Here is a 22,086-nt window from a genome sequence, read left to right on the forward strand (position 1 = left end):
GAGGATCCCTAGTTCTCCGCTGGTCGACGTCTCCCGGCCAGAAGTTGACGCGGGCTGCGGGAGTGCCAGGCATACGCGGTGCGGTAGCCCAACCCGGTGTAGACCGCGCGAGCGGGCGCATTGTCGGAGTACATGCCGAGCGTGCACACCCCGTACTCGGCGACCGCGTGCCGAGTCAGACCGGCGGTGACGGCGCGACCCAGCCCCTGTCCGCGATAGTCGGCGTGGGTGACGATCCCGGCGAGGTGCGGCGCACCGGACTCCCAGAGCTGCATCGCCCCGGCCGCGGTGAGCTCGCCCCGGGTGTTGCGCAGTCCGAGCCACAGCTGGGTGCGGCCGGTGCCCGGGTCGCCCTCGCCGGTGGGGCTGTGCGTGCTCGCGAGAGCCGTGAGTTCCTCTGCGTCGGCGGTGTCGTCGAGCTGGATCAGGCGGTCCTCGAGCGACACCTGCGGCGGTGCCTCGGCGGTCCACATCCAGTCCCAGTCGCCGCTCGGTCCGCTCCCGAAGGTCTCATCGAGCAGACCCTGGTATCCCTGCGGCACAGAGATCCCGGTGATCGCGAGGTCACGAACCGGTCCGGCGGCGAGCTGCTCGAGCAGGTCACGGATGTCGTCCATGCCGCCGCCGCTTGCGACGAGGAACACCCACATGCCGCGACCGCGACGCCCGAACCGCTCGATCGCGACCGCCCCATCGTTCGCCAGCGCGGCACCGCTGAGCGGATCCGGAATCCCCCACCGAACGAACGGATCACCGCCGGTCAGCTTGAGTAAGTCGGCATGCGTACCGATCTCACGCAGCCCCGAGCGGTTCGTCACGACGAAAATGCTACGGGCATCCGGCGACCGAGCGCGCGACGACCGGTTTGGCGTGGTTCGTTCGACGGCGACGCGGAATGGGTGTTGGATCACCATGAAACGCGCCCGGGCACTCGACCGTCGGTACCGCGCAGCACCGACTCGACGACATCCGCCGCCGCTTTCGCCCCGCCGGCGGCGCGGAAGCCGTCGGCCACCCGCCGCGCCCCATCAGTCATCCCGGAGGCCTCGCGCACGGCTCCCCTGAGCGAATCTGCGGTGAGCCGTTTGCGGGGCACCCGGACGCCGGATCCGGAGTAGACCACTCGGGCGGCAACTTCGAGTTGGTCGCGTCCGAATGGCACGACGACCGTCGGCACACCGGCTGCGAGAGCTTTCTGCGTCGCACCCATCCCGCCGTGCGTGACGGCGACCGAGGCGCGAGCCAGGATGGAGCCGTGCGGCAGGAACTCTTGCAACCGCACATTGGGAGGTAGAGGACCGAGGTCGGCCACTCCTGCCGGCATCGTGATCACGACGCGATACGGCTCACCACCGAGGCCGTTCGCAGCAGCACGAGCGAGTTCCTCGTCGCCTTGATACTCTGACGATGTCGTCACAAGCACGTACGGCTCTCCCGGTTCGCTCACCCAGTCCGCTGTCGTAGACGCGGGCTCCCACGGCAGCGCGCCGACCATTCGAACATCCGGCGCCCATTCCGGGTGGGGGTACTCGAACGGTTCCGACGTGGCAACGATCATGGCGGGGGCCGTCCGATAGAAGCCGTCCGCGTCGCGCACCCGAGGCAGCCCCCAGCCTTCGCGGAGGCGATTCACATTAGGCAGAGTGGACCGCTCGATCGTGCCGAAGATGAACGGCCGCAGGATCGCGTCGCGTGTTGCTCCGATGATCCCCGTGCGAGGCGCGAGCCCCGGCCCGAACGGCGGCGTGCCACGCGATCGGAGCGGCGGAGTGTATGGGCAGAACGTCACCCACGGGCCACCCCACGCTTCCGCGGCCATTCGCGCACCCCAGGCGTTGACGTCCACGACGGCCACGTCCGCGGCGGTCTCGCTGAGGGCACGCTGCAGGTCACCGCCGTCGAAGATCGCGCGCTCCGTGAAGGTCCGCACCGCACGGCGTAGCGCGTCGACAGTCGATCTCGCGTACATGTCCGACGGCGCGATGGCAGGCACCCGGGCGTCGATCGAGTCTGCCTCGAGATCCAGGCTCCGCAGCATGTCGACCTGATCCCGCAGCGTACGCACATGCACCCGGTGCCCGCGCGTTGCGAGCTCCAGCAGCACCGGTGTCATGGGGAAGAGGTGTCCGATTGCGGGCGACGTGTAGGCGAGGATTGTGGACATCATTGCCTCCGGAGGAGGAGTCGAGTCGCTTTCGTGAAGCGAGGGTGTATTGCTGGAAGCGAGGGTGTATTGCTGCGGCTGAGTAGCTCAATCTTTTGTCGCCGTACCGCCTAACGAGACGACAGGTTCGAGCGCTGAGCCTGCATGGTCGGCTGCTGCACGATATTCACGCGGTCGCCCCTGACCTTGACGGCAGCGCCGCCGCCGCGAGTGCGGCGCACGATCAGATCGAAGGTGGCATCACCGAGCCGCACGCCCTCCAGGGTGAGGTCCGGCAGCCACGGCGGCAGGTGCGGATCCACCAGGATGGTGCGCAGGGCAGCGACCGGCCGCAGGATCAGCAGCGACTGGACGATAGCGATGATCGCACTCGACGACCAGGCCTGTGGTGAGCAGGACTGCGGGTAGATTCCGGGGTACGGATGCGCGCGATCCCGCGGTAAGCCCGAGAGCACCTCCGGCAATCGGTGTCCCTCGAACATCGATGCCGCAGAGAACGTGGCTTCGGCCACCCGGTGGAGTTCCTTCCAGCATCCGTAGCGCGCCAGCCCGATCGCCAACGTCCCGGCCTCGACGGGCCACACGCTGCCGCGGTGATAGCTGAAAGGGTCATACGCCGGATGCTTTGCCGACAGCGTGCGCATGCCCCAACCACTGAACATGTCGGGGGCAAGCATCCGCCGTGCGACGGTGGGAGCGTAACGACTGGGCACGATGCCGGTGGCAAGCAGTTGCCCATCGTTGGAGTTGACCGACTGCACCTGCCGCTTGTCCGGGCCGAGCGCGAGCGCGTAGGAGCCATGCTCGGGCATCCAAAACTCGCGATGAAAACGCCTTCGCAATCGGGCCGCGCGGGCGACCAGGTCGGCGGCGTACACCCGGTCGCCGAGAGCCGCAAAGACCAGCGCGGCGTAGCGCAGCGCGGCGTAGTGGTACCCCTGCAACTCGCTGGACGCGATGGGGTTCTCCACCAGCACCCCGTTGTGGTCGACGACCGCGGTATCGGAGTCCTTCCAGCCCTGGTTCTTCACCCCCTTTCGGGATCGCGTCTCGTACTCGATGAAGCCGTCGCCGTCCAGGTCGGCGTAGCGCTCCAGCCACTGCAATGCCTGCCGCGCCGCTGGCAGCAGCGTGCGCACCGTCGGCACGTCGTTGGTCCAGGCCAGATACTGACCGAGGAAGATCAGGAAATCCGGGCTCGTGGACCAGTCGCCGTAGTATCCGAGAAACGGGTCGATCTCCAGCCGCGACAGTGGTCCGTGACGTGCCTGGTGCACCATCTTCCCGGGCTCCTCGTCCCGCCAGTCGTCGATGGTCCGGCCGACGTGTTCAGCGTTGAGGAGCAGAGCGTCACGCAGCATGCTCGGTCCGGCGAGCATGGCCTGCCAGCCGGTGGTGAGCGTGTCACGGCCGAAGATCTGCTGGTAGATCGGCAGCCCAGCCACCGGAGCTGCTGGACCCGGCAGCTCCCCAAGGGCGAGGTCGGCCAAGTCCCGCACGGCGGCGTGCCACGCGCTCGCGACATCGAGGTTGCTGGAGCTCAATGTGGCCAGTTCGTCGCGTAATCGGGCCCGGGCGCGCGCGGCAGTGTCGTCCGGTTCAGCGAACCCGGCGGCAGGCGCGGCCATGGTCACACCGTCGATGATCGGCTGGGTCACCAGCTCGACCGTGGCCGTCTGACCGGGGGCCACCACGAGCTCGATGGTCAGGGTTCGCCCCTCGCACCGGACCTCCAGTTCAGTCTCGACCGTGATCGCCACGGCCAAGTCGAGTTGCGGATGCCCGTAGTCGAACTGGAGTCGCCTCGCGTCGGCATCCCACGAATCGGTGACCTCGGCCACCTGCTGTCGTTCACCGCGTTCGGCCTCCTCGGTGTCGGCGAAGTCCGCGTTCAGTTCGATGCCGAGCGTGAAACGGTGTTCGACGTCGGCGTAGCTCTGCACCTGCAGCCGGGTGCGCAGCCCCTCCCCGAGGAAGCGTTCCAGCGTCAGGTAGGCACCGCGGCGAGGAAGCGTCTCGCCGTCCACCAGCTTCGCAAAGCACACCTGGGCGTGCGCGCCCACCTTGGCCGAGCTGAACCACTGCGGCTCCTGCCCATCCACGGTGATGCGCTCAAGATCGAGAACGCGGGTGTTCCGGGCAAAGAAACCCTGCGGCCCTACACCGGCGATGCGGCCATTCACGTCCGTGATCAGCACGTTCCAGCCGCTCGAGACGTACAGCACGTCCGGTCGGACCCGCACGCCCCGCACTCGGGTCATCGCCGACTGCCGACTCGCCGAACCATCAGCGCCACCAGGGCGACAACGCTTGCGGCCACCAACCGACCCGCGACCGGATGCGGTGCGAGCACCCTGGTGTAGACGCTGGTCGATTTCGATCCCTCGCCGAAATCTCCCGTGGTGGTGCCCGGCCCGGTGCTTGCGGTGAACAGGTTGTCGACGCCATCGTCCGGAGTCTCGGTGCGCTGACCGGCGATGGCGTCACCCGGCTTGCTCAAATACCAGTCCATGAGACGTGGGCTGATTCGCTGCCCCACGTCAAGCATCCGGCCACTGAATCCGGCGAAGACGCGGCGCACCGGTCGGCGTGCCGCCTCCACGATGGCGGCGGCGACCACCGCCGGCTCATACACCCGCCCGACCGGCTTGGGCTTGACGCCCAGCTTGGAGCGGGCGTGGGTGAACAGTGGCGTGTTGATGGACGATGGCAGCACATCCACCACGTGGATCGGCGACCCCTCGGCTCGCAGTTCCAGCCGGAGCGCCTCGCCGAAGGCGATGATACCGTGCTTGGCGGCACTGTAGGCGGCCTGCAGCGGGACCGATCGCTCACCCAAGGCGGAGGACACGTTGATGATCGTGCCGCCGGTGACGCGGAGGTGAGGCAGGGCGGCCTTCATGCCGTAGATCTGCCCCATCAGATTGACCTCGACGACTCGGTGGAGTTCGTCGGGATCCATCTGCTCGACCGTGCCGTACGTGGACACCGCGGCGTTGTTCACCCAGACGTCTATCCGACCGAACCGTTCGATCGCGCGCGAAGCCAGGGCGTCCACCTGGGAGTAGTCACTGACATCCGTGACGACTGGCTCTGCTTCACCACCTAGTCGTTCGATCGCTTTGGTGACCGTCTCGAGGGCCTCTTCGTTGCGGGCCGCGACGACGACCCGCGCCTTCCGGACGCCGAATTCGATGGCGGTCTCCCTGCCGATGCCGGAGGATGCGCCGGTGATCACAACAACTTGAGAGTCGGTCATGGGGCGCACCTTAGCCCCGAACCCTCAACGCCACCCGAGGGTTCCTTGACGGCACCGATTGGTCAGCCATTGCTGTATAGTCATCGCATGCTGACCATTGCCACACAACTCGACGTGATGAACCGGCTCGGCCGCGCGATGGCAGACCCGTCCCGCTCTCGCATCCTGATCTCGCTTTTGAGCGGGCACAGCTATCCGGCGGCGCTAGCGAGAGACCTCGGCTTGACGCGCTCCAACGTCTCGAATCACCTGGCGTGTCTGCGGGACTGCGGCATTGTGGTGGCCGAACCGGAAGGCAGGCAGACCCGCTACGAAATCGCCGACGCTCACTTGACCAAGGCGCTCACCGCATTGGTCAATGTCACGCTCGCTGTGGACCAAAACGCTCCGTGCGCTGACCCGTCTTGCACCGTTCCCGGGTGCTGCTAGTGGCACCGTCGGCCCCCGGCTTGGTAACCGTTCGAGCTCACGGTTAGGTGAAGAGGAGGTGAAGACAAATGCCTGAATGCTGTGACCCCGCAGTATGCACCCCAGAAGCATGCGACCCGAGTTGCACCTGCTGCTGACCTGAGACCGAAGCCCTCATTCGCACCGACTGGGAAACGCGATTGAGGGCTTCGTTCTTGAGTCGCCGCCTATTGCCGGCGGTGGTCCTGGATGGTCATCCGCGGACCGAATGACGGCTTCCGGATGCCACTGGCCAGCAGTAACCGCACAACCCGCTGCCGCTGCCCGCGCCAGGGTTCGAGGAGTTCCAGCATGCCGTCATCGTCGACCGGCGCGCCGACCATTGCCCAGCCGACGAACGCGGCCAGGTGGTAGTCGCCGACGCTGACCGCGTCGGGGTCGGCGTGCGTGCGCTGGGTCACCTCGGCGGCCGTCCAGATGCCGACGCCGGGGATGCTGCGCAGGCGCGTGCCCGCGTCATCCTTGTCCGCCAGCCGGTCGATCGAAGCGGCGACCGCTGCAACGCGCATCACTGTCGCGGATCGCTGCGGCCCGACGCCCGCTTTGTGCCACTCCCAGGACGGGATCTTCTTGAACTCATCGCCAGTGGGGATCACACGCATGCCGAGCGGCGCTGGCCCCGGCGGTTCGTCGCCGTATTTGGTGACCAGTTGGCGCCACGCGCGGAGCGCCTCGATCGCGGTGACCTTCTGCTCGAGGATGGCCGGCACCAGGGCGGCGAAGACTCGGCCCGTGCGGGGGAGCCTGAGTCCAGGCATCCGTCGCCAGGTCTCGGCGAGCAGCGCGTTGCCGCTCACGTCGAGTGCGGACCAGTCGTCTCCCGCTCCGCAGAGCGCCGGCACCGACTCGAGCGCGCGTTCGGCGCCCGGGCCCCAGGCGGTGGCGGCAATCTCAGCGCCGGCGCGCAGGTGCAGGGTTGCCGGCCCGTCGGCGGTGCGCAGGGTAAGCCACGCGTTCTGGCCTTCCCAGCGGAAGGTCGGATCGTAGGTGCCGCGCCCGACAGGGGCGAGCGTGGCCCTGAGGTCGACCGGCTCACGCGGCGCGTAAGTCGACTCGAGGGGCATGCAGCAAGGCTACGCTCGCCCGGTGACTCTCGAGGTCGTGGTGGCCAGCACAATGGCCGCGCGTCGTCTCAGGCACCTCGCCATTCGCCCAGCCCAGCTGTGCGCACGGTCGTTGCGGTCACGCAGTCACCGCGACCGGCTCGCTCTGCATGGACGCCCGGTCGGCGAGGTAGCGCTCGGCATCCAGCGCGGCTGCGCAGCCGGTTCCGGCGGCGGTGATCGCCTGCCGGTATCGGCGGTCGACGAGGTCGCCGCAGGCGAACACGCCGGGCAGGTTCGTCGCCGTGGTGGGATGGTTGACGAGGACGAACCTGTCCGCGTCCAGGTCGACCTGACCGGCGACAAGATCGCTGCGCGGGTCATGCCCGACGGCGACGAAGAGGCCGGACACGTCGAGTTCGCTCTCCTGGCCGGTCACGGTGTCGCGGACGGTGGCGGCCTCGATCCGGTCGTCGCCCAGCACACCCGTGACTTGAGTGTTCCAGCGGACCTGGATCTTCGGATGCTGCAGCGCGCGCTCCTGCATGATGTGCGAGGCGCGCAGCTGGTCGCGGCGATGCACCAGGGTGACCGTGTTTGCGAACCGGGTCAGGAAGAGCGCTTCCTCCAGAGCCGAGTCGCCGCCACCGACGACGGCGATATCCTTGCCCTTGAAGAAGAACCCGTCGCAGGTGGCGCACCAGGACACGCCGTGGCCGGACAGGCGGTCCTCGCCGTCGACGCCAAGCTTGCGGTACGCCGAGCCCATAGCCAGGACCACCGCGTGTGCGCGGTATACATCCCCGGTGCCGGTGCGGATCGTCTTTATCTCGTCCCGCAATTCGACCTCCACCGCGTCGTCGGTGACCAGGCGAGCCCCGAACCGTTCGGCCTGCTGACGCAGGTTCTCCATCAGCTCCGGACCCATGATTCCGTCGATGAAGCCGGGGAAGTTCTCGACCTCGGTCGTGTTCATCAGCGCGCCACCGGTCTCGACCGCGCTGGTCAGCACTACCGGTGCGAGGCCGGCACGGGCGAGGTAGATCGCGGCGGTGTAGCCGGCCGGCCCGGAGCCGATGACGACGACGTTCTCGACGCTCATGCGCCAGATTCCGCGGGGATTGGCAGCAGTTCGGCCAGCAGCGCCTCCACGCGGCTTCGGATGTCGTCGCGGATCGGGCGAACCGCTTCGATGCCCTGGCCGGCTGGGTCGTCGAGTTCCCAGTCCTCGTAGCGCTTGCCGGGGAAGATCGGGCAGGCGTCGCCGCATCCCATTGTGATCACGACATCGGAATCGCGCACCGCCTCTGTGGTGAGCACCTTCGGGATGTTGTTCGCAATGTCGATGCCCTCCTCGGCCATCGCCTCCACCGCGACTGGGTTGATCTGATCCTTCGGCTCGGAACCGGCCGAAAGCACCTCCACACGGTCGCCGCCAAGCTCGCGCAGGTAGCCCGCGGCCATCTGGGAACGGCCGGCGTTGTGCACGCAGACGAATAGGACGGTGGGCTTTTCAGACATCGGTAGACCTCTCTAGCGGTTCGAAACAGTTAAAGCATAGATCACGATCTATGCTTTTTCCCTTCTGCCGGTGGAGTTCAGCGAAAGTTCACGCGGCAGGTTCGGCGAGGCTGGTGAGGAGCTCGCGGACACGTCGATCGATGTCGTCCCGGATTTCGCGGACACGCTCGACGCGCTGGCCGACTGGGTCGTCGAGCTCCCAGTCCAGGTAGCGCTTGCCCGGATACACCGGACAGGCGTCCCCGCACCCCATCGTGATCACGACATCCGCTGCACGGACGACATCGTCGGTGAGGGGCTTGGGGAACTCGCCACCGAGCGGCACGCCGATTTCCTCGAGGGCGCGCTGAATGGACGGCGCAACCTTCGATGTTGGTGCTGACCCTGCGGTGCGCACATGTACGCGATCGCCCGCCAGGTGCCGCAGGATCGCGGCGGCCATCTGCGAGCGGCCGGCGTTTTGAACGCAGACGAACAACACCTCGGCCAGGTCGCCCGGCCTGCTTTGCTCGGACGCAACGGCGGTCAGCCGTTCCGCGGCGAACTCTGCCGTTCGGGACGCGTGCCATGTCGTCGCGCCCGTGTGGGCAAGCAACCGCTCGCTCTCGTGCACGTAGCGCTCGACGGTCTCTCGGCTGAACACGCCTGCGAACCGGAGCGCCAAGTCGTCCACGATCCGCTTGAAAACCGCCGCGTCGGGCGCGCTCTCCACCTCGCCGCCGAGGACCTCGAGAACCCGATCGAGCTGGTCGGACGCGACTGAATACAGGACCTGCCGACCCTCGGGCCGGCGGTCGAGCACCCCGGCCTCGGTGAGTATTTTCGCGTGATAGGTGACCGTAGGTTGCCGCAGGCCGAGAGTCTGGGCGAGCCAGGTGACAGTCGAGCGACCATCCGGCCGCTCCAGGATGAGCTGGAGCATGCGGGAGCGCGTCGGGTCGGAGATCATCGCTGACGTGCTTGCGGCAGCAGCCTCAAAACTCATAGACAACAGTCTATGAGACAGCTGGTGCCGTTCCCAGTGGGAGTGGAGGCGGCGCCAAGGCCCGCCACACTGGTCGTCCGTGTCGGCCTAATCCGAAGCTCCAAGTCGGTCGACCGACAAAACCTTTGCGACCTCGTCGAGCGAGAATGAGGAGGGAATGTTTGCGATGTCAATGTCGGCTTTTGGGTCCACCCAGATGGTGAATCCTGCAGCGCTCGTTTCGCCCCAGGCTCCTGGACCGACTACGTAGTAGCCTTCCCGTCCCTGCGTGTCTGTCACATCGGTCGGACGGAGGAAGAGAACGTATCGTTGGCCGTCATTGAAGTAGGCGGGACTATCGAACTGAAATTGCATGCCCGGTTCCCCGACCATGTAGACGGCGATTTCATCGTCGGCCTCACCCGCAAGCTTCGACTCGACCTCGATCGTGTAGCGGGCGAACAGGAGATCGGCGATGGTTGCCTCCTCCACTCCTGTCATTATCCCGACGACGAGAAGAGATGCGTCCTCAGCAAGCTCCTTTGCGTTGTGGTATTTCTTCACCATCGAGCCATGCGCGATGCTCGTATTGTCCGCTCCAACTGCACTCGACGCCGGACCGCGATAAACCGGAGGTCCCGATGTGGCGGCACAGCTTGCCACGAAGGCTGCAGCAGCAAGAACCGTTGTCGCATAGAGGAAGCGCGACTTGCGGAGTTTCGGTGTCTTGCTCATTTTGGAGAGTATGACATCGCTTTCTTGCGACCATCCGCGCTCGTTCCGGTCGGCCGCGCCAGGCGCACTGGGTGCGGCTGTCCGGTAGAGGCGCGGATCGCGCCGCCGCGGTAAAAACCGCTGCGGGAGGAAGGGGTTTCCGGGGTAGTCACTCGGGCGGTAGCTGGGGCGGGATTCGAACCCGCGACCTCACGATTATGAGTCGTGCGCTCTCACCAACTGAGCTACCCAGCCACGACATCCGCAAACCGGATGTTCGAGCCCCCTGTGGGAATCGGACCCACTACCTCTTCCTTACCAAGGAAGTGCTCTACCAATGAGCTAAGGGGGCGCTTTGGCGACCTAAGTCGCCGAGGCACCGTAAGAGACTAGCACTTCACGGCACGCTAGTTTGCGTTCGCCTGCAGCCACTCGTAGGGGTCGACCGGGACGCCCTCGACGTGGATCTCGAGGTGCAGGTGCGCACCCGTCGACGCGCCGGTGCTGCCCACCGTGCCGATGATGGTGCCGACGCCGATCTGCTGCCCCAAGGCCACCGCGACCGAGCCGTACGACATGTGTGCGTACATGCTCTTGACGGACTGACCGTTGACCAGGTGCTCGACGATGACCATGACGCCGTACGCCGAACCACCGTTGCTGATGTCGACGACCGTGCCATCCGCAATGGAGTGGATGGGGGTGCCGGCGCCCGGCGTGAAGTCGAGGCCGTTGTGGTAGGTCGAGCAGTAACCGCAGCCACCGCGCGGGCCGAAGCCACTGGTGATCGGTGCCGCGTACGGGAACGGCCACTGGATGGTGCCGGCCGGGTTGACTGCGTACGCGTAGTTGCGGGCGGCGCTGCCGTACTTCGCACGGATCTGGTCGGCCAGCGAGCTCGCGGTGTACGCGTCGCGCTCGACGGCGACGGTCTTGGTCTCAGTTCCGACGGTCAGGGCCTGGATCTCAACGGCCTGTGCCGTCGGCGCGGTGTTGAGCGGCTCCTGGTAGAACGCGTTCGCCGGGATGGTGGTGGAGACGAGCATCAAGCCGGCGGCAACCGCTGCGGACAGGCTCATCGCCTTCGACGCGATGCGCCGCTTGAGGCTCTTCTTCGGTCCCGCCGGGGGCCGGCTCGCCGCACTCTGGCGTTCTGCCCGCGCCCTGGCTTGCGCCTTGAGGGACTCCTTGTGTTCCTTCGACTTCAGCTTTGCGCCGCGGAACGCATCCCCCGATGGTGGTGCTTTTGGGATTCCCGTCAGACGACGGGAGGGCTGCTTGCGAGCCGCTTCTTCGCGGTTCCGGAGCTCACGCCGGGTGAGCGGCGCCCCTGCTTCGAACTCTGAATCGACACCCGTCACGAACTAATACCCCACCTGAATCGCCGAATTTCCGTTATGAATCACTTCGACTTGCGCACGGCACTCAGGGCTACTCGGGTTCGCCATTCGGGTGCTCCTCGTAAGTCGATCAGCCCTGCGAAGTGCGGGACTGATCTGATTCTCGCCACCATCGAACTTCGGGTTCTCAGGTAACGGATTTATAAACAGTAACCCAGGCTCACCACCTGCGCCAGCCCGAATCCTCAGTTCGTAACCTCTCGAAGAACGGATTCCAGTGTTTTGGCCACGTCAGGGTGCGCAGAAATGATGAGATCGCTGGATGCCGGGCGGCTATCACCGCCGGTTACGAGCGCACCTGCCTCGGCCGCGACCAGGCCGCCGGCCGCGTGATCCCACGGCGCGAGTCCGCTCTCGTAGTAGGCGTTCAGGCGACCGGATGCGACGGAGCAGAGATCCAAGGACGCGGTGCCGAAGCGGCGAATATCCCGGATGCGCCCGATGAGCCGCTGCACGACTGCGGCCTGCCGTTCGCGCTTCGCCGCCTGGTACCCGAAGCCGGTGCCGACCAGCGCCTGCGACAGGTCGACGGGCGGGGCGACGGTCAACCGGCGGCCGGCCAGGTGGGCTCCCCCGCCCCGAGTGGCCGTGAACAGCTCCCCCGACGCCGGGTTGAAGACCACTCCGGCGAGCGCGGTCCACGTCGCCGGCTCGGGTTCGCCTTCGACCACAGCGATGCTCACCGCATAGTGCGGGATGCCGTACAGGTAGTTGACGGTGCCGTCGATCGGGTCGACCACCCAGGTGAGGCCGGAGCGGCCGGAACCTGTGCCGCTCTCCTCGCCGAGGAACCCGTCGTCGGGGCGCGCATCCGCCAGCAGGGATCGGATCAGCGCCTCGGTCTCCCGGTCGGCGAAGGTGACGACGTCCTCCAGCGAGGATTTGCTCGCGGCGACCTCGACGCCGATTTCTCGGCGCGCGGCGGCGAGGCGTCCGGCATCCGTGGCGATGGCGACCGCCAATTCGAGAAGCTCTTCGTTGCCGGTCATCGTTGTGTTCCTCCGCCCGATACCACGAAGGCCCGACCAAATAGTCGGGCCCCCGGTGGGTGGCAAGTGAGGGATTCGAACCCCCGAAGGCTGAGCCGTCTGATTTACAGTCAGATCCCTTTGGCCGCTTGGGTAACTTGCCAAGTCCTCCGGCCACATGTACTCATCTGGCCGGAGTCAGAAGACAACAATACAGTGCGCGCGACCCGTCAAGAAACACACCCGATCGGCGGGGATAGCGCCGCGGCTAGTATCACTGGCGGGAGGTGACGATGCCGGGAATCAACGAAGTTGCAGAGCTCGCGGGCGTCTCAACCGCCACGGTGTCGCGCGCACTCAGCGGCAACGGCGCCGTCTCGGCGACCACCAAAGACAAGGTCGTCCGCGCCGCCGCGGAACTCGGCTACGTGGTCAGCTCGAACGCGTCCAGTCTCGCCACCGGCCGTACCCGCAACATCGGTGTCGTCATCCCATCGCTGAACCACTGGTTCTACAGTTCGGTGCTGCAGGGCGCCGAGAGCTCGCTGCTCGCCAACGGCTACGATCTCACCCTCTACAACCTGGCCGGCACCGGCGAGGAGCGCGACAGCGTGTTCGAGCACTTCCTGCTGCGCAAACGGGTGGATGCGGTGATCGCCATCTCGCTCGAACTCACGCCGCAGGAGACCAGTCGACTGCTCGCCCTGAACAAGCCCACCGTCGGCGTCGGCGGACCACTCCCCGGCGTGCGCACGCTCAGCATCGATGACGTCGAGGTCGCGCGGCTCGCCACCGAGCACCTGATCGCCCTCGGCCACACCATGGTCGCCCACATCGGCGGCACCGAGGACTTTGAGCGCGACTTCCATCTGCCCACCAACCGTCGCATCGGCTACGAGGCGGCCATGGAGGCGGCCGGCATCCCGGTCGACCCCGACCTGTTCCAGCCGGCCGACTTCACCCTGCCCGGCGGCTACCGGGCGGCCAAGCAGCTTTTCGGCAACCCACGTAAGCGGCCATCCGCCGTCTTCGCCGCCTCCGATGAAATGGCTATCGGCACCATCCTCGCCGCCCGTGACATGGGAATGAACGTCCCCGGCGACGTCTCGGTGATCGGCATCGACGACCATGACCTGGCCGAGTTCTTTGGCCTCAGCACCGTCGCTCAATACCCCGATCTGCAGGGGCGGCTGGCCGTCGAACTGCTCATGGAGCAGCTGCATCCGGAAAGCCGCGAGGTTGGTGGAATCAACACCGCGCTGCCGTACGACCTGATCGTCCGCGCCAGCACCGCCCGGCGACGCGGCTAGGGGGCGGCTTCGGCGTACGCGTTGGCGGCATTCGCCACCGATTGCACGTACACCGGCGAATGGTTGTACGCGCCCACCCCGGCGCGCCAGCCATCCGGAGCCGCCATGTCGCCGCTCGCCCGGCACAGATAGTTCGCGGCCGCCATGACCGCGTCGTGGATGTTCTGCGGATCCTCGACGCCGTCGGCGCCGGCATCCACATGCCAATTGCGCCACGCCTGCGGAATGAACTGCATCGGGCCGACCGCGCGGTCGAACTCGGCGTCGCCGTCTATCGCGCCGTCGTCGGTGTCGGGGATGTGCGCGGTCGCGTCACCGGACAGCGAAACCCCGAAGATCGGCGGCGAGACCGTGCCGTCGGCCCCGATCGACGAACCGCCGTGCCTGCCGTGATCGCTCTCGATCGCGCCGATGCCGGCCAGGGTGGTCCAGCCCAACCCGCAGGACGGCATCTCGCCGGCCTTCCACAGGGCGACTCCGCCGTACGCGGCGAGCGCCCGCTCCGGGATCCCGGTCTCTCGGGCGACGGATGCGACCCACTCCGGGTCGGTGAGATGTTGGGTCCCGGCGCCCGCGGGAGTGGCGGCGGCCAGCGGGGGTGCGACCGGGAGCGCGTAGCCCGGGGGCTCCCGCTGCGGCTCGACCGTCTCGGGCAGCGAGCGCGGGGTCAGAATGAGCACCGTCCCGAGCGCGGCGATCAGGAGCACAGCGGCCGTGACGACGATCAGGGACAGGCGGGTGCGTCGGTCCATGGTCACTGCGTTATCCCACCACAGATAGCCGGACTTAGTTGACGCTCCCGACTACCATGATGGGCATGGCAGACTCAACGTTCGACATCGTCAGCAAGGTCGACCGCATGGAGCTCGACAACGCCCTGCACCAGGCGCAGAAGGAGATCGCGCAGCGCTACGACTTCAAGGATGTCGGCGCCGAGATCGACTGGAGCGGCGAGACCCTGCTGCTGAAGGCCAACTCCGAGGAGCGCGTCAAGGCGGTGCTCGATGTGTTCGAGTCCAAGCTGATCAAGCGGGGCATCTCGCTGCGCAGCATCGACGCCGGCGACCCGTTCGCATCCGGCAAGGAGTACCGGATGGTCGTGAAGATCAAGCAGGGCATCGACCAGGACGACGCGAAGAAGATCTCCAAGCTGATCCGCGACGAGGCGCCGAAGAGCGTCAAGGCGCAGATCCAGGGAGACGAGCTGCGGGTCAGCTCGAAGAGCCGGGACGACCTGCAGACCACCATCGCGATGCTGAAGAGCGCCGACGTCGATGTCGCGCTCCAATTCGTCAACTTCCGATAGCTCGCCGGCCGACGAGCGTACGTGGACCTCTCGACCTTCCTGCCGTGGTTGTTTGGCGCGCTGTTCGTCGTCGACCTCGTCATCCGGATCGTGCTGGTCATCTTCATCCCGCAGAACCGGCGGCCGCAGACCGCGATGGCCTGGCTGCTCGCCATCCTGTTCCTGCCGTTCATCGGCACGATCCTCTACTTCATGCTCGGCAGCCGTTACCTGCCGAAGCGCCGGCGTGAGAAGCAGAAGGAGGTCAACCGCTTCATCCTGGGGATGACGGCTGGCATCCAGGAGCAGGTCCGCGAGCCCGACCGACCGGAGTGGCTCGACCCGATCATCGCGCTCAACCGCAGGCTCGGGGCGATGCCCCTGGTCGGTGAGAACGCCGCTGAACTGCTGCCCCGCTACGAGGAATCGCTTGGCGCCATGACCGATGCGATCAATCAGGCGAAGCGCTTCGTGCACTGCGAGTTCTACATCATGATCCTCGACGACACGACCGCGGCGTTCTTCGATGCGCTGGAGGCGGCGCACAAGCGGGGCGTGACCGTTCGGGTGCTGCTCGACCACCTGGCGACGACACGGTATCCCGGCTATCGCCGTACTCTTCGTCGGCTTGATGCCATGGGAATCGAATGGCACCTGATGCTGCCGTTCCAGCCGCTGAAGGGGCGCATCCGTCGCCCGGACCTGCGCAACCACCGCAAACTGCTCGTCCTCGACGGCGAGGTCGCGTTCACCGGGTCGCAGAACATCATCGACTCCAGCTACAACAAGAAGTCGAACCTCAGGCGCGGCCTGCACTGGCGCGACCTGATGGTGCGCTTCGAGGGTCCGGTCGTCGCGGGAATCAACGCGCTCTTCCTCACCGACTGGTACAGCGAAACGGATGAGCAGCTGCTGCTCGACGAGACCGTGCGTGCGGAGCCGGCCGAGACCAAGCATCCGGTCGACGCGCAGGTCGTGCCCAGCGGGCCGGCGTTCGAGGGCGAGAACAACCTGAGAATGTTCAACTCGCTGCTCTATGCAGCGCAGGAGCGGATCATCATCTGCAGCCCCTACTTCGTGCCGGATGAGTCGATGCTCTACGCGATCACGACCGCCTCGCAAAAGGGTCTGGACGTGCAGCTGTTCGTTTCCGAGATCGGCGACCAGCCCGTCGTCTACCACGCGCAGCGGAGCTATTACGAGGAACTGCTGAAGGCCGGCGTGAGGATCTGGCTGTACCGGGAGCCGACCGTGCTGCATCCGAAACACTTCACGATCGACGACCAGGTCGCGGTCATCGGGTCCAGCAACATGGATATGCGCTCGTTCAGCCTCAACCTCGAGATCTCGGTCATGGTCAACGGGGAGTCGTTCGTGCAGGGGCTGCGGGAGGTCGAGGAGGAGTACCGCGCGAACAGCAGGGAACTGAAGCTCGACGAGTGGCTGGCGCGGTCGTTCGGGTCGCAGGTGCTGGACAACTTCGCACGGCTGACCGCGACGGTGCAGTAGGTCTGGCAAGGTCTCGACAGGCTCGCCCACCGAGGCGGGCGCTCAGGACGCTGCTTCGCCCACCGAGATGTCCACCATCTCGTCGCGCGGCACGACCTTGATGCGCTCTCGACCGCGGCCAGTGCCGAGCGAGCGCTCGTGCTCGTCCAGCCGGTGCCAGCCGTGGATGTCCGTGTACCGCACCCCGCGCGACGCCAGCAGCTCGCGGATCGCATCCGGCTCCGGCTCGGCCGGCGTCCACCATCCGGCCTGCCCGTTGAGCAGGTTCTGCACCGTCTCCATCGCGTCGCTCTTGGTCGCGCCGATCAGCCCGACCGGCCCGCGCTTGATCCACCCGGTCGCGTAGACGCCGGCAACCTCGTTGTCGTTGTCATCGATCGCCCGCCCACCGCGGTTGGGGATGACCCCACGACGCTCATCGAACGGAACACCCGGCAGCGGCGAACCGAAGTAACCGATCGCCCGGTAGAGCGCCTGCACCGGCAGCTCGCGGATCTCACCCGTCCCGACCACGCCGCCCTGGCCATCCGGCTTCGTGCGCTCGTACCGGAAGCCCTCAACCTTGCCGTCGCCGAGGACCTCAAGCGGCTTCGCGTAGAAGTGCAGGTGCAGCCGCCGACTCGCCGCGCCGGTCTCGCGCTCGCGCCAGCTGTTCAGAATGCGGCTGATGACCAGCAACTGCTTGTTGGTCTTCGCGAGCTCCTCGGCAGCAGGGTCGACCCCGAAGTCCTCGTCGTACAGGATCATGTCGACATCGCGCAGCTCGCCGAGCTCACGCAGTTCCAGCGGCGTGAACTTCACTCGTGCGGGCCCGCGGCGACCGAACACGTGCACGTCGGTGATCGGGCTGGCTTCCAGCACGCGATACACGTTGTCCGGCACCTCGGTCGGCAACAGGTCCTCCGGATGCTTCGCAAGCATCCGCGCGATGTCGAGCGCGACGTTTCCGTTGCCGATCACCGCCACCTCGCGGTGCTCGAGCGGCCAGTCGCGGGGGACATCCGGGTGCCCGTCGTACCAGCTGACGAAGTCGGCAGCACCGTAGCTGCCGGGCAACTCGACGCCCGGGATTGTCAGATCCGCGTCGCGCACAGCACCGGTCGCGAAGATGACCGCGTGGTAGTGGCGCTGCAGGTCCTCGAGCGTGATGTCCTCACCGAATCGCACGTTGGCGAAGAGCCGGATGTCACCGCCGTCGAGCACCTCGCGCAGCGCGTTCACGATGCCCTTGATGCGCGGGTGATCGGGCGCGACGCCGTACCGCACCAGGCCATACGGCGCGGGCAGCTGCTCGAACAGGTCGATCGACACGGCGAACTTCCGCTCGGCCTTCAGCAGCAGGTCGGCGGCATAGATGCCAGCCGGTCCGGCTCCGACGATGGCCACTCGCAGCACACTCACTTAGGTTTTCTCCTCCTGCTTCTTCTCAGTTGGATCGTTCGACGAGGCTCTGCGCGAAGCGAGTCAGCGCGGTGCGCACCGGTCCGTCCGGCAGAACCGCGAGCGCATCGATCGCTTCTTGCGCCCAGCGGTGCGCCTCATCGAGGGTCCGCTGGGTCACCGGGTGCTCACGCAGCTCGGCGACCGCCTTCGCGAACTCCGCGTCGTCGGACCGCTTCGCGGCGTTGTCGATCCGGGCGAGCAGCGCCGCCGCATCCGGATCAGTCTGTGCCTCACGCCGCAGGTACAGCAGCGGCAAGGTCGCCACGCCCGCCCGGATGTCTGTGCCCGGCTCCTTGCCGGTGTCGTCCGCTCCCGCGGCCAGGTCGATGACATCGTCGATGAGTTGGAAGGCCACCCCGATCTTCTCCCCAAAGACCACCATCGGCTGCTCGTACTCCTCGGGCGCCTCGGAGAAGACGATCCCTGCCTGCGCGGCCGCCGCGATGAGCGACCCCGTCTTGTCGGCCAGCACCTGGAGGTAGTGATCGATCGGATCGTCCCCCTGCTGCGGCCCGAGCGTCTCGTGCAGTTGACCGAGGCACAGTCGCTCGAACGTGACCGCCTGCAGTCGGGTGGCCTTCTGTCCAAGACTCGCGATCAGCTTCGCAGCGCGCGCGAACAGCAGGTCGCCGGTGAGGATCGCGACGGAGTTGCCCCACACCGTCTGCACGCTGGGCACGCCACGGCGCAGCTCCGCGTCGTCCATGACGTCATCGTGGTAGAGCGAGGCGAGGTGGGTGATCTCGATGGTCTGCGCCGCGACGATCACCTCCTGCGTGTTGCCGTCTCCGAGTTGCGCGGTCAGCAGTGCGAGGGCCGGCCTGACGCGCTTGCCGCCTGCCTCAAGCAGGTAGCGCCCGGCGGCATCCGCGATCGGGTCGCCGAAGCGCAGTTCCTTCAACAACCCTTCTTCAACCGCGACGAGACCTTCCTCGAGCGCGTGGGCGAAGCGGCGCTCATCAGCGGATGCGAAGAGCCGCTCCGCGAGGCCGAGGCTGGAAGTGATTGTTGCTCTGCGACGGGCGATGTTCGCCCGCGGGTCCATGGTCACGGTTGGGCCGATCCGGCTGGTGCCTTCGAAGTCTGACTGGGCTTGCGAACAGGCTTGCGTCCGCGGTGAAGGGCGACGACGCCCGACGTGAGGTTGCGGTAGGCGACCCTGGTGAAGCCGGCCCCGCGCAACCACTGACTGAGAGTCGCCTGGTCCGGCCACTCGTTGATCGACTCCGCGAGGTAGGTGTAGGCCTCGGGGTTCGAGCTCGTGACGTCGACGACGGTCGGCATCACATACTTCAGGTACACGCCGTAGCCGGCGCGGATCAGCGCGCGCGGCGGCGTCGAGAATTCGCAGATCACGATCCTGCCGCCGGGCTTCAGCACCCGGAGCATCTCTCCCAGCGCTTTCTTGGGCTTGTCGACGTTGCGCAGCCCGAACGAGATGGTGACCGCGTCGAAGGAGTTGTCAGGGAACGGCAGCGCTGTCGCGTCGCCCTGCACAAAGTCGACATCCGGATGCCGGGTGCGGCCGATCTCGATCATGCCCGCCGAGAAGTCAAGTGCAACCACTTCGGCGCCAGACTTTGCGACAGCCGCTGACGAGGTGCCCGTGCCGGCGGCGACATCGAGGATGCGCTCACCGTCTTGCGGCGCGATCGCGCGCACGGTGTGCCACCGCCACAGCCAGGCGTTGCCGACGGAGAGCACGCTGTTCGTGCGGTCGTACTTTTTCGCGACCTCATCGAACATCGCCGCAACCTCAGCAGGCTGCTTGGAGCTATCCGCTCGAACCATGATGACAAGTCTATTCGCCACGAACATGGGCACTCACCGGGTACCGCGAGCGGCAGACGCCGGCAACGCGTCGGTAGGGTTAAGTCGTGGATTCACCGGTGCCGGCGCTGAACGTCGTGACTCACCCGATCGACGATCCCGGTTCACTCATCGGGTTGCTCGATCGCGAGCGCCAGCTGCTCTGGCAGCGGCGCGGGCACGGCATTGTCGGCATCGGCGAGGCGTTGCGGCTCGAGTTCACCGGCGCGTCCCGGTTCACGGATGCGGCACGCACTTGGCGGCAGCTCGCCGCAGCGGCCGCGGTGTCCGACCCGCTGGCGGTCCCTGGGACCGGTCTGGTCGCGTTCGCGACGTTTGCCTTCTCCGACCGGTCGCGCGCGACCAGCGTGCTGATCGTGCCCTCGATGATCATCGGGCGCCGGGACGGTCACTCCTGGGTCACCCGGATCAACTCCGAAGCCGCGCTGCCCGCTCCCGACCAGCTCGACGGCTCCTGCCGGGCAACCCTGCATCCAGGCAGCCTCACGCCCGACGGCTACGTTCAGGCGGTCGAGGCTGCCATCGACGGAATCCGCAACAACGGGTTGAGCAAGGTGGTGGTGGCGCGCGATCTGGTCGGCACGCTGCAGCCGGGTGCCGACCCGAGGGTCGCGATCGCCTCACTCGCCCACGGCTACCCGGACACGTGGACGTTCGCGGTCGACGGCTTCATCGGCTCCAGCCCGGAGACTCTCGTGAGCGTGCACAGCGGCACCGTCTCTGCCCGCGTGCTCGCCGGCAGCGCGGCGCGCGGCACCGATGCGGCGTCGGATGTCGCGGCATCCGTCGCCCTCGCCACCTCGCAGAAGGACCAGGACGAGCACGAGTTCGCGGTGCAGAGCGTTATGGCCGCGCTGCGCCCGCACTCCGCGTCGGTGCGCTCGAGCGAGGTGCCGTTCACGCTCAAGCTGCCGAATCTGTGGCACCTGGCGAGCGACGTCGAGGGCGCCCTCGACGACACCTCCAGCTCGCTCGACCTGATCGGTGCGCTGCATCCCACCGCGGCGGTGGCTGGCACTCCGACCGCGGACGCGATCGCCGAGCTTGAGCGTCTCGAGCCCTTCGACCGGCAGCGCTACGCCGGTCCGGTCGGCTGGGTGGGCGCCGATGGCGATGGCGAGTGGGCGATTGCCTTGCGCTGCGCCCAGCTCAACGGCGACCGGCTTACGGCGTGGGCGGGCGCGGGCATCGTCGTCGACTCGGTGCCAGCGCACGAGCTCGCGGAGACGAGCATGAAGTTCCGTCCGATCGTGGACGCCTTCAGCTGATCGTGTCGGCGGCCAGCCGCCTCTTCTCCGCCTTCACGTCGAAGTCTGCCTTGGGCCATTGCGGGTCCAGGTTTCGAAGCGCGTCAAGCAGCAGCCGCTGCACCGCGAGCCGTGCGTACCACTTGTGGTCGGCCGGCACCACGAACCAGGGTGCATCGGCGGTGGCGGTGCGGTCGAACATCAACTGATACGCGTGCTGGTATTGCGGCCACAGTTGCCGCTCGTCGAGGTCCGCCGGGTTGTACTTCCAGTGCTTGTCGGGCCGCTCGAGCCTTTTTGTGAGTCGCTTCTTCTGCTCGGCGGCGCTGACGTGCAGCATGACCTTGATCAGCACGGTGTCGTCAGCCACGATTTCATCCTCAAACGCGCGGATCAGGCTGTAGCGCTCCTCGATAGTTTCCTCCGGCGCCAACTGGCGCACGCGTTGGATGAGGACGTCCTCGTAGTGCGACCGATCGAAGACGCCGATCATGCCGGGGCCGGGAAGCTGCCGGCGCACCCGCCAGAGGAAGTCGTGTTTCAGTTCCTCCTCGGTCGGCGCCTTGAAGCCGTGCACCTTGACGCCCTGTGGGTCGACCGCACCGACCACGTGGCGGATGATGCCGCCCTTCCCGCCTGTGTCCATCGCCTGCAGCACCAGCAGCATCCGCTTCGTCCCGCCGGAGCGGCTCTCGGCGAACAGCCGCTCTTGCAGTTCAGACAGTTCGTCGGCCGACCTCGCGAACACGGCCTCCGCTTCCGCCTTGCCTCCCGCGAATCCGGGGGTCGACCCGGTGTCGACGTCGGCGATCCGGAAGCCTTCGCGGACGCGCAGCAGGTCGGCGGGGTCATCGGTCCACGCCTTCGCAGTCATGAGCGAATGGTACGTCCCGAAGTTGCTCGTTGCGGCGAGCGCCGACCAATTTTCCGAGTGCGCGTGCAATATCGCGAGCGCTCGCAC

The 22,086-nt window shown here is 66.8% G+C and carries 21 protein-coding genes and 3 tRNA genes; 5 read left to right on the forward strand and 19 right to left on the reverse strand.

What is annotated here, in order from left to right; all coding sequences use genetic code 11:
• Positions 1 to 8: 8 nt before the first annotated feature.
• The 4 genes from HGK58_RS13995 to HGK58_RS01495 all read right to left on the reverse strand — a co-directional run bounded on the left by HGK58_RS13995 (position 9) and on the right by HGK58_RS01495 (position 5,423).
• Positions 9 to 818, reverse strand: coding sequence for a GNAT family N-acetyltransferase (locus HGK58_RS13995; RefSeq protein ID WP_168625787.1), 810 nt, complete (start codon positions 816 to 818; stop codon positions 9 to 11).
• Between the two features lie 89 nt (positions 819 to 907).
• Positions 908 to 2,164 carry a nucleotide disphospho-sugar-binding domain-containing protein gene (locus HGK58_RS01485; protein WP_168625788.1) on the reverse strand — a complete coding sequence of 419 codons (1,257 nt, stop codon included), beginning with the start codon at positions 2,162 to 2,164 and terminating at the stop codon, positions 908 to 910.
• Positions 2,165 to 2,274: 110 nt separating this feature from the next.
• Positions 2,275 to 4,425: a glycogen debranching N-terminal domain-containing protein gene (locus HGK58_RS01490; protein WP_168625789.1), complete on the reverse strand. Its 2,151-nt coding sequence runs from the start codon at positions 4,423 to 4,425 to the stop codon at positions 2,275 to 2,277.
• On the reverse strand, positions 4,422 to 5,423 hold the full coding sequence (locus tag HGK58_RS01495) for an SDR family oxidoreductase (protein ID WP_168625790.1): 1,002 nt from the start codon (positions 5,421 to 5,423) through the stop codon (positions 4,422 to 4,424). The genes HGK58_RS01490 and HGK58_RS01495 overlap by 4 nt, the downstream gene beginning before the upstream one ends.
• An 87-nt stretch (positions 5,424 to 5,510) precedes the next feature.
• On the opposite strand from HGK58_RS01495, the gene HGK58_RS01500 reads away from it, so the two are divergent.
• A complete protein-coding gene (locus tag HGK58_RS01500; protein WP_168625791.1) occupies positions 5,511 to 5,852 on the forward strand; it encodes a metalloregulator ArsR/SmtB family transcription factor in 342 nt (113 codons plus the stop codon).
• Between the two features lie 206 nt (positions 5,853 to 6,058).
• Here HGK58_RS01500 and HGK58_RS01505 read toward each other — a convergent pair whose 3' ends face one another.
• The 10 genes from HGK58_RS01505 to HGK58_RS01550 all read right to left on the reverse strand — a co-directional run bounded on the left by HGK58_RS01505 (position 6,059) and on the right by HGK58_RS01550 (position 12,664).
• A complete protein-coding gene (locus HGK58_RS01505; protein WP_168625792.1) occupies positions 6,059 to 6,955 on the reverse strand; it encodes a DNA-3-methyladenine glycosylase 2 family protein in 897 nt (298 codons plus the stop codon).
• Between the two features lie 118 nt (positions 6,956 to 7,073).
• Complete coding sequence (gene trxB / locus HGK58_RS01510; protein WP_168625793.1) at positions 7,074 to 8,036, reverse strand: thioredoxin-disulfide reductase; 963 nt, start codon at positions 8,034 to 8,036, stop codon at positions 7,074 to 7,076.
• Positions 8,033 to 8,455: an arsenate reductase ArsC gene (locus HGK58_RS01515; protein WP_168625794.1), complete on the reverse strand. Its 423-nt coding sequence runs from the start codon at positions 8,453 to 8,455 to the stop codon at positions 8,033 to 8,035. The genes trxB and HGK58_RS01515 overlap by 4 nt, the downstream gene beginning before the upstream one ends.
• An 88-nt stretch (positions 8,456 to 8,543) precedes the next feature.
• A complete protein-coding gene (locus HGK58_RS01520; protein ID WP_193509207.1) occupies positions 8,544 to 9,440 on the reverse strand; it encodes a metalloregulator ArsR/SmtB family transcription factor in 897 nt (298 codons plus the stop codon).
• Between the two features lie 87 nt (positions 9,441 to 9,527).
• Positions 9,528 to 10,154: a hypothetical protein gene (locus HGK58_RS01525; protein ID WP_168625795.1), complete on the reverse strand. Its 627-nt coding sequence runs from the start codon at positions 10,152 to 10,154 to the stop codon at positions 9,528 to 9,530.
• A gap of 160 nt (positions 10,155 to 10,314) precedes the next feature.
• Positions 10,315 to 10,388: transfer RNA gene (locus HGK58_RS01530), tRNA-Met, on the reverse strand.
• Between the two features lie 25 nt (positions 10,389 to 10,413).
• A tRNA-Thr gene (locus HGK58_RS01535) sits at positions 10,414 to 10,485 on the reverse strand.
• Positions 10,486 to 10,540: 55 nt separating this feature from the next.
• On the reverse strand, positions 10,541 to 11,494 hold the full coding sequence (locus tag HGK58_RS01540) for a M23 family metallopeptidase (protein WP_168625796.1): 954 nt from the start codon (positions 11,492 to 11,494) through the stop codon (positions 10,541 to 10,543).
• 224 nt (positions 11,495 to 11,718) lie between these two features.
• Positions 11,719 to 12,522: an inositol monophosphatase family protein gene (locus HGK58_RS01545; RefSeq protein WP_168625797.1), complete on the reverse strand. Its 804-nt coding sequence runs from the start codon at positions 12,520 to 12,522 to the stop codon at positions 11,719 to 11,721.
• Positions 12,523 to 12,582: 60 nt separating this feature from the next.
• Positions 12,583 to 12,664: transfer RNA gene (locus tag HGK58_RS01550), tRNA-Tyr, on the reverse strand.
• A 130-nt stretch (positions 12,665 to 12,794) separates the two neighbouring features.
• On the opposite strand from HGK58_RS01550, the gene HGK58_RS01555 reads away from it, so the two are divergent.
• Positions 12,795 to 13,811, forward strand: a complete 1,017-nt coding sequence (locus HGK58_RS01555; RefSeq protein ID WP_168625798.1) for a LacI family DNA-binding transcriptional regulator — start codon at positions 12,795 to 12,797, stop codon at positions 13,809 to 13,811.
• Here the strand turns inward: HGK58_RS01555 and HGK58_RS01560 are convergent.
• The gene (locus tag HGK58_RS01560) at positions 13,808 to 14,563 is read right to left on the reverse strand and encodes a lytic murein transglycosylase (RefSeq protein ID WP_246865403.1); all 756 of its coding nucleotides are present in this window, start codon (positions 14,561 to 14,563) and stop codon (positions 13,808 to 13,810) included. The genes HGK58_RS01555 and HGK58_RS01560 overlap by 4 nt on opposite strands.
• A 65-nt stretch (positions 14,564 to 14,628) precedes the next feature.
• On the opposite strand from HGK58_RS01560, the gene HGK58_RS01565 reads away from it, so the two are divergent.
• Together HGK58_RS01565 and cls are read left to right on the forward strand one after the other, a co-directional pair.
• Entirely contained in the window at positions 14,629 to 15,117 is a 489-nt protein-coding gene (locus HGK58_RS01565) for a YajQ family cyclic di-GMP-binding protein (protein ID WP_168625800.1), read from the forward strand.
• Between the two features lie 21 nt (positions 15,118 to 15,138).
• A complete protein-coding gene (cls, locus tag HGK58_RS01570; protein WP_168625801.1) occupies positions 15,139 to 16,605 on the forward strand; it encodes a cardiolipin synthase in 1,467 nt (488 codons plus the stop codon).
• 42 nt (positions 16,606 to 16,647) lie between these two features.
• On the opposite strand, the gene HGK58_RS01575 is transcribed toward cls, so the two are convergent.
• From HGK58_RS01575 to ubiE, 3 genes are read right to left on the reverse strand one after another with little or no spacing between them, the layout of a single operon-like run.
• On the reverse strand, positions 16,648 to 18,006 hold the full coding sequence (locus HGK58_RS01575) for an FAD-dependent oxidoreductase (protein ID WP_168625802.1): 1,359 nt from the start codon (positions 18,004 to 18,006) through the stop codon (positions 16,648 to 16,650).
• Positions 18,007 to 18,031: 25 nt separating this feature from the next.
• Complete coding sequence (locus HGK58_RS01580) at positions 18,032 to 19,093, reverse strand: polyprenyl synthetase family protein (protein WP_168626831.1); 1,062 nt, start codon at positions 19,091 to 19,093, stop codon at positions 18,032 to 18,034.
• A gap of 2 nt (positions 19,094 to 19,095) precedes the next feature.
• Positions 19,096 to 19,839, reverse strand: a complete 744-nt coding sequence (gene ubiE / locus HGK58_RS01585) for a bifunctional demethylmenaquinone methyltransferase/2-methoxy-6-polyprenyl-1,4-benzoquinol methylase UbiE (RefSeq protein WP_168625803.1) — start codon at positions 19,837 to 19,839, stop codon at positions 19,096 to 19,098.
• Between the two features lie 86 nt (positions 19,840 to 19,925).
• On the opposite strand from ubiE, the gene HGK58_RS01590 reads away from it, so the two are divergent.
• Positions 19,926 to 21,146: an isochorismate synthase gene (locus tag HGK58_RS01590; RefSeq protein WP_349236094.1), complete on the forward strand. Its 1,221-nt coding sequence runs from the start codon at positions 19,926 to 19,928 to the stop codon at positions 21,144 to 21,146.
• On the opposite strand, the gene HGK58_RS01595 is transcribed toward HGK58_RS01590, so the two are convergent.
• Entirely contained in the window at positions 21,139 to 21,999 is an 861-nt protein-coding gene (locus tag HGK58_RS01595) for a polyphosphate kinase 2 family protein (protein WP_168625804.1), read from the reverse strand. The genes HGK58_RS01590 and HGK58_RS01595 overlap by 8 nt on opposite strands.
• Positions 22,000 to 22,086 lie beyond the last annotated feature (87 nt).

This window comes from Cryobacterium sp. BB307, from assembly GCF_012274275.1.
Taxonomy (GTDB): domain Bacteria; phylum Actinomycetota; class Actinomycetes; order Actinomycetales; family Microbacteriaceae; genus Terrimesophilobacter.